The organism is Paeniglutamicibacter cryotolerans (genome assembly GCF_014190875.1).
GTDB classification, from domain to species: domain Bacteria; phylum Actinomycetota; class Actinomycetes; order Actinomycetales; family Micrococcaceae; genus Paeniglutamicibacter; species Paeniglutamicibacter cryotolerans.
This window is the reverse complement of sequence record NZ_JACHVS010000001.1, coordinates 1,580,256-1,596,986: the sequence shown is the minus strand read 5'-3', so window position 1 is coordinate 1,596,986 and position 16,731 is coordinate 1,580,256. Positions and strand designations below refer to the sequence as shown.

General features: G+C 66.2%; 16 protein-coding genes. 5 read left to right on the top strand and 11 right to left on the bottom strand.

The genetic code is table 11. The annotated features are described in order from the left end of the window. Nucleotides 1-296 precede the first annotated feature (296 nt). The 3 genes from E9229_RS07525 to E9229_RS07515 form a co-directional block, all read right to left on the bottom strand. Nucleotides 297-518 (bottom strand): hypothetical protein, encoded by a 222-nt coding sequence (locus E9229_RS07525; protein ID WP_183510632.1) that lies wholly within the window; start codon nt 516-518, stop codon nt 297-299. Then, a complete protein-coding gene (locus tag E9229_RS07520) occupies nt 515-793 on the bottom strand; it encodes a hypothetical protein (protein WP_183510631.1) in 279 nt (92 codons plus the stop codon). Before E9229_RS07520 ends, E9229_RS07525 begins: the two co-directional genes overlap by 4 nt. A gap of 165 nt (nt 794-958) precedes the next feature. Then, nucleotides 959-1,705 (bottom strand): phosphoglyceromutase, encoded by a 747-nt coding sequence (locus E9229_RS07515; RefSeq protein WP_183510630.1) that lies wholly within the window; start codon nt 1,703-1,705, stop codon nt 959-961. A gap of 86 nt (nt 1,706-1,791) precedes the next feature. Here E9229_RS07515 and E9229_RS07510 point away from each other — a divergent pair, with 86 nt between their 5' ends. Beyond that, nucleotides 1,792-2,661 carry a class I SAM-dependent methyltransferase gene (locus E9229_RS07510; RefSeq protein WP_183510629.1) on the top strand — a complete coding sequence of 290 codons (870 nt, stop codon included), beginning with the start codon at nt 1,792-1,794 and terminating at the stop codon, nt 2,659-2,661. A 15-nt stretch (nt 2,662-2,676) separates the two neighbouring features. Here the strand turns inward: E9229_RS07510 and E9229_RS07505 are convergent, their stop codons facing one another. The 5 genes from E9229_RS07505 to E9229_RS20180 all read right to left on the bottom strand — a co-directional run bounded on the left by E9229_RS07505 (nt 2,677) and on the right by E9229_RS20180 (nt 9,916). Beyond that, nucleotides 2,677-2,982, bottom strand: a complete 306-nt coding sequence (locus tag E9229_RS07505) for a DUF2516 family protein (protein WP_183510628.1) — start codon at nt 2,980-2,982, stop codon at nt 2,677-2,679. A gap of 142 nt (nt 2,983-3,124) precedes the next feature. Further along, a complete protein-coding gene (locus tag E9229_RS07500; RefSeq protein ID WP_183510627.1) occupies nt 3,125-4,741 on the bottom strand; it encodes a dipeptide ABC transporter ATP-binding protein in 1,617 nt (538 codons plus the stop codon). Beyond that, the gene (locus E9229_RS07495) at nt 4,738-5,607 is read right to left on the bottom strand and encodes an ABC transporter permease (RefSeq protein WP_183510626.1); all 870 of its coding nucleotides are present in this window, start codon (nt 5,605-5,607) and stop codon (nt 4,738-4,740) included. Before E9229_RS07495 ends, E9229_RS07500 begins: the two co-directional genes overlap by 4 nt. Further along, on the bottom strand, nt 5,604-6,551 hold the full coding sequence (locus E9229_RS07490; RefSeq protein ID WP_183510625.1) for an ABC transporter permease: 948 nt from the start codon (nt 6,549-6,551) through the stop codon (nt 5,604-5,606). The genes E9229_RS07495 and E9229_RS07490 overlap by 4 nt, the downstream gene beginning before the upstream one ends. A 14-nt stretch (nt 6,552-6,565) precedes the next feature. Beyond that, nucleotides 6,566-9,916 carry an ABC transporter substrate-binding protein gene (locus E9229_RS20180; protein ID WP_425570091.1) on the bottom strand — a complete coding sequence of 1,117 codons (3,351 nt, stop codon included), beginning with the start codon at nt 9,914-9,916 and terminating at the stop codon, nt 6,566-6,568. A 166-nt stretch (nt 9,917-10,082) separates the two neighbouring features. Here E9229_RS20180 and E9229_RS07475 point away from each other — a divergent pair, with 166 nt between their 5' ends. Then, nucleotides 10,083-10,790, top strand: coding sequence for a TetR/AcrR family transcriptional regulator (locus E9229_RS07475; protein ID WP_183510623.1), 708 nt, complete (start codon nt 10,083-10,085; stop codon nt 10,788-10,790). Here the strand turns inward: E9229_RS07475 and E9229_RS07470 are convergent. Then, nucleotides 10,787-11,932 (bottom strand): trans-sulfuration enzyme family protein, encoded by a 1,146-nt coding sequence (locus E9229_RS07470; protein ID WP_183510621.1) that lies wholly within the window; start codon nt 11,930-11,932, stop codon nt 10,787-10,789. The two genes, E9229_RS07475 and E9229_RS07470, sit on opposite strands and share 4 nt — an antisense overlap. A 99-nt stretch (nt 11,933-12,031) precedes the next feature. On the opposite strand from E9229_RS07470, the gene tmk reads away from it, so the two are divergent. Genes tmk through E9229_RS07455 form a run of 3 tightly spaced genes read left to right on the top strand, consistent with a single transcriptional unit; the run spans nt 12,032 to nt 15,357 of the window. Continuing rightward, complete coding sequence (gene tmk / locus E9229_RS07465) at nt 12,032-12,652, top strand: dTMP kinase (RefSeq protein ID WP_183511936.1); 621 nt, start codon at nt 12,032-12,034, stop codon at nt 12,650-12,652. Next, on the top strand, nt 12,649-13,800 hold the full coding sequence (locus E9229_RS07460) for a DNA polymerase III subunit delta' (RefSeq protein WP_183510620.1): 1,152 nt from the start codon (nt 12,649-12,651) through the stop codon (nt 13,798-13,800). The genes tmk and E9229_RS07460 overlap by 4 nt, the downstream gene beginning before the upstream one ends. Nucleotides 13,801-13,839: 39 nt before the next feature. Further along, on the top strand, nt 13,840-15,357 hold the full coding sequence (locus tag E9229_RS07455; protein ID WP_183510619.1) for an alpha/beta hydrolase: 1,518 nt from the start codon (nt 13,840-13,842) through the stop codon (nt 15,355-15,357). Between the two features lie 38 nt (nt 15,358-15,395). On the opposite strand, the gene E9229_RS18980 is transcribed toward E9229_RS07455, so the two are convergent. Both E9229_RS18980 and E9229_RS07450 read right to left on the bottom strand, forming a co-directional pair. Further along, nucleotides 15,396-15,590 carry an amidase family protein gene (locus tag E9229_RS18980; RefSeq protein ID WP_221184403.1) on the bottom strand — a complete coding sequence of 65 codons (195 nt, stop codon included), beginning with the start codon at nt 15,588-15,590 and terminating at the stop codon, nt 15,396-15,398. Nucleotides 15,591-15,628: 38 nt separating this feature from the next. Next, nucleotides 15,629-16,495: an amidase family protein gene (locus E9229_RS07450; RefSeq protein ID WP_221184402.1), complete on the bottom strand. Its 867-nt coding sequence runs from the start codon at nt 16,493-16,495 to the stop codon at nt 15,629-15,631. Nucleotides 16,496-16,731 lie beyond the last annotated feature (236 nt).

The following is a 16,731-nucleotide window of genomic DNA, read 5'->3' as shown; positions in this document are numbered from 1 at the left end:
GATGTGAGGATCGAACCGATGCCGATCACCAGGTGGAAGTCCTCGAGCCGGTAGAGCTTCACCGATCGTCCCTCTTCCGTGGTCGCCGAGGCCCCGAACGAAGCGGGCCTGCCCGAGCATCGCAAGGTGCAGATAGAGTAGCTGGCGCGACCTCCCCACTCGGCGGGGCAGCCCACTGACATGCAGCGGCCCCCTGGCCAGCTCGGCCAAGATGGCCAGCCGCGGTTCGCTGCCGATCGCCGCCAGCCTGATGGCCAGTTTCAGGGAACCGGGTGGACACTCAACCACGCGAGCCCCTAGAAGGGCAGCTCATGCAGGGTTCGCTCCAGGCGCTCGAGTCGGTTATCGAGTTCCTCGAGCCGGGCCAACACGGCGCGGTCCCGGTGCCGGGTCTCGGCCAGGATGGACTTACCTGCCTTGTGCCGTCGAACAAGTAGCACGACACCGAAGACCACTGCCGCAAGCATCACTAATACAAAAAGCAGCGAGAGCCACCCCATCACCGCCAGGCCGGTCACGGCTGCTCCCCTACTTCATTCAATGTCTTTTCAATGCCGCTCAGACGGCGCTCGATGGAATCCACCCGGCGCGAAATCTCGGCACCCAGCTCCCCGGACTCCGCCGCAGCGAGGCTTGATGAGCGTATCCAGCGGGCCAGCAGCAGCACCAACAGGGCAACCAAGACGATGGGCAGGACGGCGAACAACGCGCACGCCAACATCATCAACACCGCAGAACCGTCGGGCTGCCGGGGATTCGCTGCATCGGCCTTGGTGATTTGGGCAAGAACCAAGCCATTTTCCTTTCACCTTCACGGACAGTCGTAGAATCCTTGAGCCTGGCACAAAAATATTCCATCTTGGCAGCTAGCGCTTCCACCTGAGCGTCCGGGTAACAAAAAAGGCCGGGCCCTCCAATTCACGATGGAATCGACGGGCCCGACCTCTAAAAGCCGGGGCTAGTGGCGGCCCTGGTTGGCGACTGCCTCGATGGCGTCCGCAGCGGCTTCCGGATCGAGGTACTGTCCACCGCGGGTGACCGGGGTGAAGTCCTCCTTCAGTTCGTAGACCAGCGGAATGCCGGTGGGGATGTTCAGGGAAGCGATGTCTTCGTCGCTGATCCCGTCCAAGTGCTTGACCAGGGCGCGCAGCGAGTTGCCGTGTGCGGTGACGAGCACCGTCTTGCCCGAGGACAGGTCCGGCTTGATCGAGTCTTCCCAGTACGGGAGCATGCGGTCGAGCACGTCCTTGAGGCATTCGGTGCGTGGTGCGTCGTCGCCAAGGTCCGCGTAGCGCGGGTCGTTGATCTGGCTGAACTCCGAATCGTCGGCCAGGGCCGGCGGCGGGGTGTCGTAGGAACGGCGCCATTCCATGAACTGATCCTCGCCATATTCGGCCAGGGTCTGGGCCTTGTCCTTACCTTGCAGTGCGCCGTAGTGGCGCTCGTTCAGGCGCCAGCTGCGCTTGACCGGAATCCAGCTCAGATCGGCTGACTCCAAGGCCAGGTTTGCAGTGATGATGGCGCGCTTGAGCAGCGAGGTGTGCAGGACGTTCGGAACAAGTCCAGCCTCGGTGATCAGCGTGCCGCCGCGGGTGGCCTCGGCACGCCCCTTATCGGTGAGCGGGACGTCGTACCAGCCGGTGAACAGGTTCTTTTCGTTCCACTCGCTCTGCCCATGGCGAAGCAGGATCAAGGTATAAGTCATGAAACACATCCTACCGAGGGTGAAGTCGCTTACTTTCAATGGTGACGTGTCATTTCTGCCACTGCTCCGACCCTACGCTTAATCACATGGTGCAAAAGGCGATTCGGCTCGGCGGCCGGCGATCCGCCGCCCGTCCCCTTGGCAATCCAACGCGCGGGACCACGAACCCCAACCGGATGCGCCGGGTCGACCGCTGGCTGACCGGCCCGCAGGCCTGGCGCCTGCGCCCGGGAACCACCGGCGCCCCGCCCATTGCTGTGGATCTGGGCTACGGAGCCTCCCCACGGACCGCGGTTGAGCTCTTCGAGCGGCTGCGAGCCAGCGAATCGCTGGTCCAGGTCATCGGGATCGAGATCGAGCCCGATCGCGTGACCCAGGCCAAACCGCTTGAACAGCCGGGACTGGAATTCCGGGTGGGTGGATTCGAGATCCCCACCGAAAAAAACCCCACGATCATCCGCGCATTCAATGTCCTGCGCCAATACGAGGAAGCCGACGTACCGGCCATCTGGGATACGCTGCGCTCCCGCCTGGCACCCAACGGAGTCGTGGTGGAGGGCACCTGCGATGAAATCGGACGCCGCAGCTCCTGGGTGGGGATCACCAACGACGGGCCCACTACACTGAGCATCTCCCTGCGCTTCGGGGACTTCGCGCTCCCCTCGGAGGTCGCCGAGCGGCTGCCCAAGGCGCTGATCCACCGCAATATCCCCGGGGAACGCGTCCATGGCTTTCTCGAGGCGGCCGACCGGGCTTGGCTGGCCGCCGCGCCGCTGGCATCGTTCGGCAACCGGCAGCGCTGGATTTCCATGTGCAAGACACTACGCACAGCCGGCTGGCCGGTACTCGACGGTGTCTCGCGCTGGCGCCTAGGCGAATTGACGGTCGACTGGTCCTGCGTGGCACCCCGGACCGGGGGGCTGGCCCTGGCAGACGACGCGGATCCGGCCGCCTGAAATCCCGGACGCCCCCTAGTAGGGGTAACGCTTCCCGCCCCCGCCGACTGCGGGCTTCACATCAGCCAGGTAGACCGAGGCGATACAGGCCGCGATCAGCTGCAGGAATCCGCCGCCACCGGTGAACTGGAGGCTGAACAGGCACACCACGGCGGAGACGCCGGTCATCGCCAGCCAGAAGGTCTTCGTGCGCTTACCCTCGCGCTGGAAATTCGTCGCAGCACGGCGCAGGCAATCAATGAAGGCCCAGAGGGCCAGCAGCAAGGCGACGACGCTCAGGGCCAGCATCAGGTAGAACTCAAAGATCAGGGCAAGGTTCATGCCTCCAGCCTAGACCCAGGACCCCGCCCCCGCGGGGATTGCCCTGCGCAACCCGCCACCGAGGTACGGGAACAGCGGCTCTTCGGAAAGGAATCTTCCAAAGAGCCGCCATTGACGGCATCTGTGCGGGTCCGCTGCCGGATCAGCCCTGCGGCTGCAAGATCCTCCAACCAGGACGCGGGATCGAGTCAACGAGCAGCCGGGTGTATGGGTGCTGCGGATCATCGAGCAGTTGCGCCGTCTTGCCGACCTCAACGGCAGCGCCGGCCTTCAGCACCACCGCGTCTTCGCAGACGCGGCGCACCACTGCCAGGTCGTGGCTGACGAAGACGATGGTCAGGCCGGTTTCCGCGCGGATCGCATCGATCAGGTCCAGCACCTGGCTCTGCACCGAAACATCCAGCGCGCTGGTTGCCTCGTCGAGGACCAGGATCTTTGGTTCAACCGCCAGGGCCCGGGCGATGGCCACACGCTGACGCTGGCCTCCGGAGAGCGTCCGTGGACGCGACTGGGCAATCCGTTCGGACAGGCCGACCTGCTCCAGCAGCGTGAGCACGCGCTTGCGGGCGTCGGCCTTGCCCAGCTTCCCGTGCAACCTCAGCGCATCTTCGATGGCTCCGCCGGCGGTGATCCGGGGATCAAGGGACAGGTACGGGTCCTGGAAGACGATCTGGGCGCTGCGGGCCTGGGCCAGCCTGGCCTCCTTGTCCATCCGTCCGGCGGGCCGAGGTGCCCCGTTGATCAGAATCGACCCGGAGTCCGGTTCCTCCAGCCCCACCAGCATGCGGGCGATGGTCGACTTGCCGGATCCCGATTCGCCGACCAGTGCGAGAGAGCCGCCGGCCTGGACCTCGAAGGTCACCGAGTTCACGGCGCGCACCGGGTCCGCATGGCGAATCATGTATGCCTTTTCCAGGTTCGACACCTGGATGACCGGCTCGGTGATGGCGGACGCCGTCGGCGCAACGACCCGGCCTTCCTGCTTATCGCCGATGCGCGGGGTCGCTGCGACCAACCGGCGGGTGTAGTCGTGCTGCGGATCAGCGAAGACCTCCGCCGCGTTGCCCTGCTCGACGATCTCACCGCGATGGATCACGTAGACCCGATCGCACAATGCCGCCGCGAGGTTCAGATCATGGGTAATGAACAGCATGCCCGTGTTGTTTTCCCGCTGCTGCTTGCGCAGCACGCCGATGATTTCTGCCTGGGTGGTCACGTCCAGTGCCGAGGTCGGCTCGTCGTACACCAGCAGCTTCGGGGAGCTGCCCATGGCCCCGGCGATCATCACGCGCTGCAGCATGCCGCCGGAGAGCTCGTAGGGGTACTGCCGCATGTGGGTTTCCGGGCGCGGCAGGCCCACCGAGGCGAGCAGCTCGATGGCCTTCTTCCTGGCTTCGGCCGGATTCCAGCCCTGGCAGGCCACCAGCGATTCGGTGAGGAAGTCGCCGATGGTACGCACCGGATTGATGCCGGAGCGCGGATCCTGGAACACCATCGAGACGGTATTCCGGCGCTGCCGGGTGGTTTCCCGAGTGGTGGCGCCCAGCATCTGGACGCCATCGAGCATGATGGAACCGGTCATGCTGGCCTTCTCCGGGAACAGGCCGAGCACGGTGCGTGAGGTCAGCGACTTGCCCGAGCCGGACTCGCCCACCAGGGCGACGGTTTCCCCTGCCGTTACGCTCAGCGAGACGCCGTTGAGCAGGCGGAGCCCGTTCTTCAGGTCCAGGACCAGGTCGTCGATTTCGAGCAGGGTCATGACGGCAGCTTTCCTCCGATGCGGTCGGAGAGTTCTTCTCCGAAGATATTCACTGCTATGACCACGATGATCACGAGTACCGAGGGCAATAATGCAGGCAGGAACTGCCCGCTCATCAGCGCACCCCGGCTCTCGTTGATCATCGATCCCCAGTCCGAGGTCGGCGGTTGCACGCCGAGGCCCAGGAAGGAGAGGGCCGCCAGTTCGGCCAGCACGTAGCCGAAGTTCAGCGTCGACTGCGCGCCGACGGTGGGCACCACGTTCGGAAGCACCCGGCCGAAGGCCACCCACGGGGTCGCGAAGCCCTGCACGCCGTACGCGGTGACGTACGGCTTGGCCTTCTCCTCGGTGACCAGCGCGCGCACCAGCCGCGCCACGTAGGGGGTATAGGCGATCGTCATCGCGATGACCGGGGCCACCAGGCCCTTGCCGAAGATCGCGACGCCGAGCATGGCCAGCAGCAGTGCCGGGAAGGCGAAGATCAAATCGAAGATCCGGCCCAGGAGCGCGTCGAGCCAGCCGCCGAACCAACCGGCTGTCAGGCCCAGCACAATGCCCAGGATGGTGGATCCGACGACAACGATCAGCGGCGCGAGCATCGAGGCCCGGGCCCCGAAGATCAGCCGGCTGAGTGTATCCCGGCCTCCGCCGTCGGTGCCCAGCCAGTGGTGGGCCGTGGGACCGGAGAGGAAGTTGGACAGGTCGACGAAGTCCGGGTCGTACGGCGCCAGCCAGGGCGCGAAGACTGCGCTCAGGACGACCACGGCAAGCGTGGCCGTCGAGAGCACGAAGAGCTTGTTGGTGTGGTAGATGGCTCCGGCCACGGCCTGGGGGCGGATGCGGCTCAGGAGTGTCGGTGTACTCATCGCGCCGCGGCTCCTGCCTTGGTGCGGGGGTCAAGGACCCCGGCGAGAATGTCCACGACCGTATTGGCCAACACGAACAATGCGACGATGATCAGCACGATCGCCTGGACCACCGGGAAGTCGAGCTTGTCCACCGACTGCACCAGCAGGGAACCGAGCCCGGCCAGGCCGAAGGCGGCTTCCACGATGGAACTGGCGACCAGCAGGCCGGCGACCAGCAGGCCGCTGACCGTCAGGATCGGGTTCAGCGCATTACGCAGCACGTGCCGGCGGACGACCCTGGCCCGGTTCATGCCGCGGCTGGTTGCCACCTCGACGTGTTCGCGGTCCAGCTGTTCGACCATGGAGGAGCGGGTCACCCGCGCCACCAGGGCGATGAAGGTCAGCGCCAGCGCGAGCGCGGGCAGGACCAGGTGGTAGATCGTGTCGAGCAGCCCCTCACCCGCCCCGAAGGACGGGAACCAGCCCAGCTTCACCGAGAAGACCGCCGTCAGCACGATGGCGCCGACGAACGAGGGGATGGCCGCCAGGCCGGTGGCACCGATCAGGATCGCCTTGTCGGCGAACCGGCCACGGGCCAGGGCGGCGACGATGCCGGAGGCCAGGCCAAGAACGGCGATCATGGTTCCGGAGAGGACCACGAGCCAGAACGTCACCATGGCCCGCGAGGCGAGCAGCGTGGCGACGTCCTCGCGGAACTGGAACGAGCGTCCGAAGTCGCCTCGCAGCATGTTGAACAGCCAGTCGAAGTACCGCACGAGGAGGGGCTTGTCGAGTCCGAACTGTTCCCTGATCGCGGCGGCGGCTTCGGGGCTGGGACTGCGCCCGCGCAGCAGGAATGCCATCGGGTCACCCACCATGTACATCGAGAAGAACACCAGTACCGAGGCCGCCAAGACGGTGCCCACCAGGACGGCGAGCTTGCGTCCGATAAAGAGGATCATGCTTTGGTTCATTGTTACGGGGTTCCCAACGTGGCTGCCCAGGGGTAGTAGAGGAAGTTGATCGCCGGCGAGAGGCCGGTGATGCGGTCGTTCAGGTAGACGGTGTTCGGGGTTTCGTAGAGCGGAAGCCACGGCAGTTCGTCGTTGGTGATCTTCTGGGCCTCGGCGGAGAGCTTGGCCCGGCCATTCGGATCCATGACCTGGATCGCCTCATTGACTGTCTTGTCGAAGGTCTTGTTCGACCAGTTGCCGTAGTTGCTGAAGTCGCCGGTGCGCAGCACCGAGTACATTTCCAGCGGATCCGGGGTGGAGAGGTACCAGCTGGTGGTGAACAGGTCGAAACCCTTGCGTGCCGCGGGATCGCTGAACAAGGTGGTGTACTTATCCGGCGATACGGTCTCGATCTTCGGCTTCAGGCCGATTGACGTCGCCGCGGCGCCGAAGGCCTGGGCCACGATGGGCATGCCCGGGGTGATGTTCGTCGAGACGATGGTGACTTCCCGGCCCTCGGCGCCGGCATCCGCGAGGAGCTTCTTGGCTCCCTCGAGATCGAAGTCGTACTTGTCCAGCCCGTCGAATGCCGCATCCACGTTTGCCTCATCGACGCCTGCCCACGTGCTCTTGGTGGTCAGCGCGTCGGTGACCGTTGCGTAGCCCTGTTCGGCGGCGGCAACCAGGTTCTTGCGGTCCAGTGCCATCAGCAGGGCCTGGCGGACGCGCTTGTCGCCCAGCACACCCTCGGTGTCGCCGACGACCTCGCTCATGACTGTGGTATTCAAGCCGAAGAGGACCTTGCCGGAGCCGCCTGCCTGCAGCTGGCCGATGGCGTTTGAGGGAACCTGCCAGGTTCCGTCAATCTCGCCTGACTTCAAGGCGTTGATGCGGGCATTCGAATCGGGCAGGAAGACGAAATCGATGCCATCGGATTTGGCGGTGAGCTCCTTGTCCCAGTAGCCGTCGAACTTCTTCGTTTCGATGCTGCTGCCGGAGTTCCATTTGGTCAGCTCGAATGGTCCGGTGCAGTTCACGCCGGTGGACGGGTTGCCGTAGTCGGCCCCGGCCTGGGCCAGGGTCGCTGCCGATTCGATGACGCCCGGGCTGGCCGCCATGGCGTTGTTGAACTGGGAGTCGGGGACGTTGGTGGTAACGGTGACTTCCATGGGCCCGGTGGCCTTGATGGACTTCACCTGCTGGTAGGCGCTGAACCAGTAGGAGTTGACCTTCGGATCCAGGTGGCGGTTCAGCGATGCCTCGACGTCCTTTGCGGTGAGTCCGGTGCCGTCGTGGAACTTCACGCCGGGGCGGATCTGGTAGACCCAGGTGAGCGGGGTCGGGTTCGAGAACTTTTCGGCCAGGCCCGGGGAGATCGTCAGGTTGCTGTTCCAGCGCAGCAGCGAATCGCAGACGTTCGCCAGGACCTGGTTGTCCGGGTAGTCGAACGCGTGGGTGTAGTCCAGCGTCGCGGGCTCGGCGTAGATGGCCCACTTGATGGTACCGGCCGAAGCGTTGGCTGCCGGCGTCTGGTCGGTCATCTCGAAGGCCGCCGGCTCCTTGGGCCCGGCTTCCTTCGCGCCGCCGCCACAGCCTGCCAACAGCAGCGCGCCGGCGGCGAGGCTTGCCGCCAAAGCCATGGGACGGCCCCGGCGGGGGAAATTCTTTTTCCTGGGCATGTTGTTCTCCTCGTCAGCGTGCATTGCTAGTTGCCGGCTGAATAGACGTTGGTGCCGCGGATCCAGGTGGATTCGACGGTGGTGGTGTGGATCAGTGCGGAGTCGAGCTCGAACGGATTGGGGGTCAATACCACCAGATCGGCCCGGTAGCCCTCGGCGATGGACCCGGTGCTGTCCTCGCAGCCGTTGAGGTATGCCGTACCCGCGGTGTAGGCGCGCAACGCAGTGGGCAGTGGACAGGGAAAGCTTCTGGCGTTCCTCGCCAAGTGCCGGGAGACCCGAGCCAGGGGACGTGCGGTTCACCGCGACGTGGATTCCGGCGATGGGGTTGGCCGAGGAAACCGGCCAGTCGCTGCCGGCCGCCAGGTGGGCGCCGGTGGCTTCCAGCTCGCCGAAGGGGTAGTGCCGGTCGGCGCTGCCCGGTGCCATGAACGGAAGCGTGAGCTCGTCGAGCTGGTCTTCATGGCAGGCCCACAGCGGCTGCATGTTCACCGACACCCCGAGCTTCACGAAGCGCGGGGTGTCCTCGGCCGCGATGACCTGGATGTGGGCAATGTGGTGGCGTCCGCCTTTCGGACCGTTGGCTGCGCGGGCGGCTTCGACGGCGTCAAGCGCCTCGCGCACGCCGCGGTTGCCCACCGCGTGGAAGTGGCAGTTGAACCCGTTGGCGTCCAGCGCGCTCACGTATTCCTTGAGCAGTTCCGGGTCGATGAACGAGAGCCCCGAGTTTTCGGTGTGGTGTCCATGTCCGTCGCAGTACGGGCTGATCATCGCGGCGGTGAAGTTTTCCGCCACGCCATCGACCATGATCTTCACGGTCGAGGCCGAGAAGGAGCCGGAGGCACCGGGCATCAGCGCATCGCGGCGGGAAATCAGGTTCTCCAGCTGCTCCAGTCCGCGGTTGCGTTCCCACCACAGGGCGCCGACGACGTGGACCTTCAGTGTGTCCTCGGCCAGTGCACGGGCATAGGTTTCGAGGGTGTCGGGGGTCCCGAAGACGGCACCGACGGCCGCGTCCTGCCAGCCGGTGATGCCCTGGGCCATCAGCACAGCCTGGGATTTGAGCAGTCCGGCGTAGGCCAGCCCGGCGTCGATGACCGGGCGCACCTCATCGAGCAGGTTCATGGCACCCTCGTGGAAGGTACCCGCCGGGAAACCGTTGGGCTCGCGCTCGAGGCGCCCGTCCACCGGATCCGGGGTGTTCTCGTCGAGTCCGGCGAGTTCGATGGCGCGGGTGTTGGCCCAGGAACCGTGGTGGTCCCGGTTGGAGAGCAGGACCGGGCGGTCGGGGACAATAGCGTCCAGCATCTGGCGGGTGGGGGTGCCACCGGGAAAGTGGTCCATGGACCAGCCGCCGCCCAGGATCCACGGTTCGTCTGGGTTCGCCTGCGCATACGCGGCAATGGCGGCCAGCGATTGCGCCGCGTCCTCGATCTCGGCGAGGTCGCACTGCAACAATTCGATTCCGGCGGCGACCGGGTGGATGTGGGCATCCTGGAAGCCGGGGACCAGCAGGCCGCCAGCCAGGTCGACGCGGAGCGTTTCCGTTCCGGCAGAGGCCTCGATTTCTAGATCGGTGGACACCGCGGTGATCAACGCGCCGCTCACCGCCACGCCCTGGCGCACCGGGGCATCGGATCCGGGGGCGAAGATCCAGCCACCGGTATAGATCACATCTGGGGTCGTGTGCGCCATTTTTTCCACTTTCATCGTCCTGTGACATGCATCATCGTTAGGACGTGAGCCTAATCACGCGCAACTTCTATGTCAACACTGTTGGCAACACTGCTGGCAACAGTGCTGACAACGTGAATTAGGTTATGCTCGGGACAAACATCATTGAACGAAGGAAGCCGGAAAAATGCCGACACAGGGCGCCGCGGTGAAGAAGCTGGCAGGCACGAAGACGCGCATCGATGCCGCCTTGATCATCGAGGCAGGCCTGCGGATCGCCTCGGAACCGGGTTCCGGATCGGTGACGGTGCGGGAACTCGGCAAGGCCCTGCATGCGGACCCGACGTCCATCTATCGGCACTTCCGCAACAAGGATGCGCTGATGAAGGCGCTGCTGGACCGGATCGCCGAGATGGCGCTCGAACGCGTGACGGCCCCGCGCGAGCAGTGGCGCGAACGACTGCGCCAATCGTTCCAGGCCTTCTACGACCTGTACATGGAGTACCCGGCCATCGGCGAACACGCCATCTTGTTGAGCACCGAGGGGCCGGCCGAACTGGACGTCGTCGAACTCACGCTCGAGTGCCTTTCCGAGGCCGGGCTGCGCGGCGATGACCTGGTGCGGCACTACGCCGCCATCTCGACCTACGTCCTGGCCTACACCTCCGGCATTGCCCGCAGCGAGGCGGCCCGGGCATCGGGCCCCCTCGAGGACACCAGCGCCTGGTTCCGGCGCTCGCTGCCGATGAGCCCCTCCACCCATCCGCACGTCAACGCGCTGCGCGATCCCCTGTCAATGCTCGATGACGCCGATGCGTACCAGATGGGTATTGAGGCGCTGCTCGACGGGGTCGAGGCGACGGCCCAGCACCTCCGGGCGACCCGGACGGACTAGGCGCTTCGCTCCAGCGCCCCAGCCAGGTCGGTCCACAGGTCCTCGATGTTCTCGATGCCCACCGAAAGCCGGATCAGGTTCTCCGGAACCGAGACCGGCTCCGAGGGGTGCCTGCGCCGGCGCTCGGCCAACGACTCGACCCCGCCCAGACTGGTCGCGGGCGTCCACAGCTCGAGTGCCTCGAGCAGCTTCTCGGCGCGGTCCGCACCGCCCGCCACCTCGATGGCCAGGATCGAACCGAACCCGTCCATCTGCGCCTTGGCCCGGCCGTAGCCGGGGTCGGTGGGCAGGCCCGGATAGCGCACCGCGTCGATGGCGGGGTGCCGGGAGAGGCGCCGGGCCAGTTCCGTGGCGTTTTCCTCGGCACGTTCCACCCGCAGCGCCATCGTCCTGATCCCGCGCAGCGTCAGCCAGGCCTCGAACGGCCCGGCAATGGCCCCGTGCAGGGTCCGATGCCCGTGCAGCCGGGCGTGCAGCGCCTCGTCGCTGCTTACCACCGCTCCGAGCACCACGTCCGAATGCCCGCCCATGTACTTGGTGGCCGAATGCACCACCACGTCGGCGCCCAGGGTCAGCGGGCGCTGCAACAACGGGGTGGCGAACGTGTTGTCGACCACCACCAGCACTCCCGCAGCGCGGGCCGCCGCAATCAGCGCCGGCAGGTCAGCGACCTCGAGCATCGGATTGGTCGGGGACTCGAGCCAGATCATGTCGGCGCCGTCGAGCAGCGCGATGGTGGCCTCGGTGTCCTCCAATGCCGCCTCGCGCACTACGATTCCGTAGCGAGTCGCCAGGTCGGCCGCCAGGGCCAGTGAACCGTTGTATGCATGGCGCGGAACCACGAGCGTCCCGCCGGCCGGAAGCAGCGAGAATGCCGAGGCGACGGCCGCCATTCCCGAGGCATAGACCAGAGCCGGCAGCTCTGAGCATTCGAGTTGTGCAATGGCTTGTTCGAGCGGGTCCCAGGTGGGATTCGTGAAGCGGCCGTAGACCCGCTCACCGGCGCCCGGGGTCCCGGTGCCGCGGAACGTGGAGGAAAGCACTATCGGCGGGTTCACCGGCGAATCCGGTGTGTGTGGTGGCCGGCCGGCCGAAACTACGAGGGTGTCCGGGGCCCAATCGGGGCGTTCGTGCGAATCCATGGAACCAAGCCTATGCCCGCGCACTTTACCCTCCATCGAATCTCGTCGAACTGTTACGGACGATAGGCTAGGACGGTGACCCCGCAGCAGACCTTCCCCATGTTTCCCGGCCGCTTCATCGTTTTCGAGGGCGGCGACGGTGCCGGCAAGTCCACCCAGGCCCGGCTGCTCGCCGACTTCTTGCGTGGGGCCGGCCGCGAGGTGCTGCCCACGCGCGAACCCGGTGGCACGGAAATCGGCGAGCGCCTGCGTTCCCTCGTGCTGGACCACGGCCAGGGGGCCGTTGATGCCCGCACCGAAGCGCTGATCTTCGCGGCGGCCCGCGCCGCCCACGTACAGCAGGTCATCGTACCGGCGTTGGAGGCCGGGAACATCGTGATTTCGGACCGCTACGTCGACTCCTCCATCGCCTACCAGGGCGTTGGCCGCGGGCTGGGCACCGGGGATGTGGCGTGCATCAACGAGTGGGCCACGGGCGGGCTGCTGCCGGACCTGACGGTACTGCTCGATGTCAGCGCCACTGCGGGCCGGGCACGGCGTACGGCGGGCGAGGCCGCCGAGGACCGGATGGAGTCCGAGCCCGATGACTTCCACATGCGCATCCGGGCGGCGTTCGCCGCGCTGGCCGCCGCGGCCCCCGAACGCTATCTGGTCCTTGATGCCGGCGCACCGATCGCCGAGCTGGCCACCTCGATCCACGCACGGGTGGCCGGACTGTGAGCAACGTCTGGGACGACCTGCCGGGGCAGGATGCAGCGATCGCCCAGCTGCGCCGTTCGGCTGCCGAGAACGCGCCGGCCCACGCTTGGCTGTTTACCGGTCCCCCGGGTTCCGGACGGTCAAATGCGGCACGTGCCTTCGCCGCCGCCCTGCTGTGCCAGTGCCCGGACCCCCGCCAGCGCGGCTGCGGCACCTGTTCGTCCTGCCGCACCGTCCTGGCCGGATCGAATCCCGATGTGGCGCTGGTGTCCACCGAGAACGTGAACTACGCGATTGCCGATGTGCGCGAGCTGATCTCCAAGGCGCAGGACAAGCCCTCCGGCGGGAAGTGGCGCATCATCATCATGGAGGATGCCGCCCGGATGACCGAGCGCACCACCAACGTGCTGCTGAAATCCATCGAGGAGCCTCCCCCGCATACCGTCTGGATCCTGTGCGCACCCTCCCCCGCCGATGTGCTGGTGACCATCCGTTCGCGCTGCCGCCCGGTGGGACTGCGCATCCCCTCCCGTGCAGCGGTGACCGAGCTGCTGGTGCGCCGAGACGGGCTAACCCCGGCACAGGCGGAGTTCGCCGCCCGCGTCTCGCAATCCCACGTCGGCATCGCCCGGCGCCTGGCCCGCGACGAGGGTGCCCGGCTGCGCCGCGACCGCACGGTGCGCATGCCCTTGGGACTGCGCACCGTCTCCGACGCGGTGATGGCCGCAGCCGCCTTGGTCGACCTCTCCACGGCAGAGGCCAGCTCGTCCGCCGAGGAACGTGCCACGGCCGAGTCCGCTTCATTGCGCGAATCGCTGGGTCTGGATGCCGAGGCGAGCATCCCCGCGCAATTGCGCAGCCAGTTCAAGGCACTGGAGGAAAAGCAGAAGCGTCGGGCCCGCCGCGGCACCCACGACGCGCTGGACCGTTCGCTCATTGACCTGAGCACGTTCTTCCGGGACGTGCTGACACTGCAGCTGGGCACCGGATCGGAGCTGGTCAATGACTACCTCGCCGAGGATCTGAGGGCCTTCGCCACCCACGGCACGGCGGCCCAGAGCCTGGAACGGATCGATGCCATAGCCGAGGCCCGGCGCCGGATCGGGTCGAACGTCGCACCCCTGTTGGCCATGGAGGCCATGATGGTCACTCTGCTACCCACCCGCTAACCCCCTACTGAGCCACCCCGGACCAAGGAGCAACACCACATGATGAGACGTCCCCGCCTCCGGATCCGGGAACTGGCTGCGGTTGCCGCCGGCACACTGCTGCTGAGCGGCTGTTCCTCGGCACCCCCTGCCCCCGTCCCGGTCCACACCGATGCGGCTCCAGTGCCCACGGGCCTCGAACGGTTCTACGACCAGGCGGTCTCCTGGGCCGCCTGCGAGGGCGGGCTCAAGTGTGCCGAGGTGCAGGTACCCATGGACTACTCCGATCCCACGGGCAAGTCCATTACCTTGGCGCTGGCCAAGATGGAGGGCCGCAAGGCCACCAAGACCCTGCTGGTAAACCCCGGGGGGCCCGGCGCCTCCGGCATCGACCTGGTCCGGGACGCGGGAAAGTTCTACTTCTCCAAGGCGCTGCGGGACAACTACGACGTGTTGGGCTTCGACCCGCGCGGCGTCTCCCGCTCCACCCCGGTCAAATGCCAGACCGACGCCCAAATGGATGCCGAGCGCCAGTTGGACCTGCCCACCACCACTGATGCGGATCTCGCGGCCATCCGAAAACTGTCGGCCGCCAACGCGAAGGAATGCGACCGTCGCACCGGGCCGCCGCTGGCCTTCGTCGATACGGTCAGCGCGGCCCGCGACATGGACGTGATCCGCGCCCTGGTGGGTGATCCGCAACTGAACTACCTGGGCTTCTCCTACGGCACCAAGCTCGGCGCCACCTATGCCGGGCTTTTCCCCCAGCAGGTGGGCCGGCTGGTGCTTGACGGCGCCATGGATCCGGCACTCAGCGAGGAGGAACTGGTCCTGGGCCAGGCCAAGGGCTTCGAGGGTGCCACCCGCGCCTATATGCAGGACTGCCTGGACTCGGGCGACTGCCCATTCAGCGGCACCCTCGACGCTGCGATGGCCCAGCTGCATGAGCTCATCGATTCGGTCGCGCAAACCCCGATGCACGCAAGCGACGGACGGCTGCTCCCGGTGACCACCTTCGTCAACGGCTTCATCTACCCGCTCTACGACGACCGTTTCTGGCCCGATCTGAGCGTTGCACTCTCCGACGCCATTGCAGGGGATGCCGATGCGATGATGGCGCTCTCTGATGACGCGGCGGGCCGTCAGGAGGACGGCCACTATGATGGAAACGCGAATGCCGCCTTTGGGGCGATCAACTGCCTGGACTACAAGATGGTCTCGGACATCCCCACCATGCGCAGGGATGCCTCCGAACTCGAGGCCGCATCGCCCACCATCGGCAAGTACATGGCCTATGGCGGCATCGCCTGCCAGGACTGGCCCTACCCGCCCACCGGCAAACAGGCGCCCGCATCCTCGGCCACCGATCATCCGATCGTGGTCATCGGGACCACCGGGGATCCTGCAACCCCCTATGACTGGGCCATCGCGCTGTCCGGGCAGCTGCAGACCGGCGTCCTGGTCAGCTTCGAGGGCCAGGGCCACACGGCTTACGGCCGGAGCAACAAGTGCATCACCAATGCCGTCGATGACTTCCTGATCGATGGAAAGGCACCGGCCGATGGCCTGAAGTGCTGAGGACCTGAGACCTTGCCCAGCTGAAAGGCAGATGATGCTCAGATGTTCGGCCACCATGCATCGGCCGTCCACAGCGAGAGCGCTTGTTCCAGTGCCGCACCGAGGGTGAAGAGCGTTGCGTCGTCGTAGGTCCGTCCGACGATCTGCACGCCGGTCGGCACGCCGTTGGGTGCGCTGCCCGAGGGAACGGCGAGGACGGGGACGCGGCCAATGACATTTACCGGGATGGTCATGGCTGTTTCCATCCACCCGACCGTCTGATCGCCAGCCTTCACCTGTGCGTCGGCCCCACGGGTTCGGCGGCCATGCCTTGGGCGGTGGGGCTCGGGCACAGCAGCGCGTCGTAGCCTTCGAGCAGCTTGCCCAGCGGCTCGTAGCTGGCGGCCTCGGCCGCCAACCCGCGCGCGTGCTGCCCGGACTGGGCGGCACGCTCGGAGACGTTCAGCGTGTAGGGCATCAGCATCTCGCTGTTGGCGCCGACGATTTCGCTGATGAACGGGCCCATGATGGCGCCGAAGTGCGCCCAGGCGGTGGCTCGGGCGTTCGCCTCGACGGCAGGATCCACGTCGAAGTCGCCGAGGTTCACGCACAATGCCACGCGCATGCCGACGGCCGCGGCCGCGGCCGGGATGGCCAGCTCGTAGCGCGGACGGATCGAGGCCAGGTCGGTGTGGTGCGGGCCGGGCAGGACGTTCTGCAACAGGGTGACGTCGGCGACGCTGCGGCCCATCGGACCGTCGGCACAGTAGGTATCGGAGTTGAAGGGCGCCATTCCCGGCACGCGTCCGAACGGCGGCTTGAAGCCGTCCAGGCCACAGAAGGAGGCCGGGATGCGGATGGATCCTCCGATGTCCGAACCGGTGGCCCGGATCGTCTCACCGGATGCCATCGCCACCCCGGCACCGCCTGAGGAGCCTCCGGGGGCCGGGAAACGCTCGACTAGGGGGTGGCTTGCAATGGCCATGGCGCCTTGCTCCAGCAGCGAACCTTCTTCGATGATGCGCCTGGCGATCGGCTGCTCTTCCTTGAACAGCAGCGGTGTACCCTCCAGCGGGCGGATCCGGGCAGCGGGATCGGAGAACCCGGCCTCGGCATCATGGGCCGCGGCATACGCTTCGTAGCGCATTTCCTTGGTCAACGCATTGACTGCCGGCTCGACCTTGTCGATGCGGTCGATGACGCGTCGAGCAGTTCAACGGGGGAAAGCTCCCGCTTTTCGAAAAGGTTGCGGGCCGTGCTTGCTGTGATGTGATGAAGTTCCAGCCTGCTCCGAATCAAAGGGTGTCGCCTGTGGGCACACTCAACGCCATGAGGTAAGGCGTGTCATCCGCCTTGGGAACGAGGCCAGATTGATCACCGCTTTAAGTAAACGAT

Bases quoted from the DNA above. Each gene is read 5' to 3' on its own strand.
- E9229_RS07515 (WP_183510630.1), bottom strand. From the start codon at position 1,705: ATGACTTATACCTTGATCCTGCTTCGCCATGGGCAGAGCGAGTGGAAC.
- E9229_RS07510 (WP_183510629.1), top strand. From the start codon at position 1,792: ATGGTGCAAAAGGCGATTCGGCTCGGCGGCCGGCGATCCGCCGCCCGT.
- E9229_RS07505 (WP_183510628.1), bottom strand. From the start codon at position 2,982: ATGAACCTTGCCCTGATCTTTGAGTTCTACCTGATGCTGGCCCTGAGC.
- E9229_RS07500 (WP_183510627.1), bottom strand. From the start codon at position 4,741: ATGACCCTGCTCGAAATCGACGACCTGGTCCTGGACCTGAAGAACGGG.
- E9229_RS07495 (WP_183510626.1), bottom strand. From the start codon at position 5,607: ATGAGTACACCGACACTCCTGAGCCGCATCCGCCCCCAGGCCGTGGCC.
- E9229_RS07490 (WP_183510625.1), bottom strand. From the start codon at position 6,551: ATGATCCTCTTTATCGGACGCAAGCTCGCCGTCCTGGTGGGCACCGTC.
- E9229_RS20180 (WP_425570091.1), bottom strand. From the start codon at position 9,916: ATGGCGCACACGACCCCAGATGTGATCTATACCGGTGGCTGGATCTTC.
- E9229_RS07475 (WP_183510623.1), top strand. From the start codon at position 10,083: ATGCCGACACAGGGCGCCGCGGTGAAGAAGCTGGCAGGCACGAAGACG.
- E9229_RS07470 (WP_183510621.1), bottom strand. From the start codon at position 11,932: ATGGATTCGCACGAACGCCCCGATTGGGCCCCGGACACCCTCGTAGTT.
- tmk (WP_183511936.1), top strand. From the start codon at position 12,032: ATGTTTCCCGGCCGCTTCATCGTTTTCGAGGGCGGCGACGGTGCCGGC.
- E9229_RS07455 (WP_183510619.1), top strand. From the start codon at position 13,840: ATGATGAGACGTCCCCGCCTCCGGATCCGGGAACTGGCTGCGGTTGCC.
- E9229_RS18980 (WP_221184403.1), bottom strand. From the start codon at position 15,590: ATGACCATCCCGGTAAATGTCATTGGCCGCGTCCCCGTCCTCGCCGTT.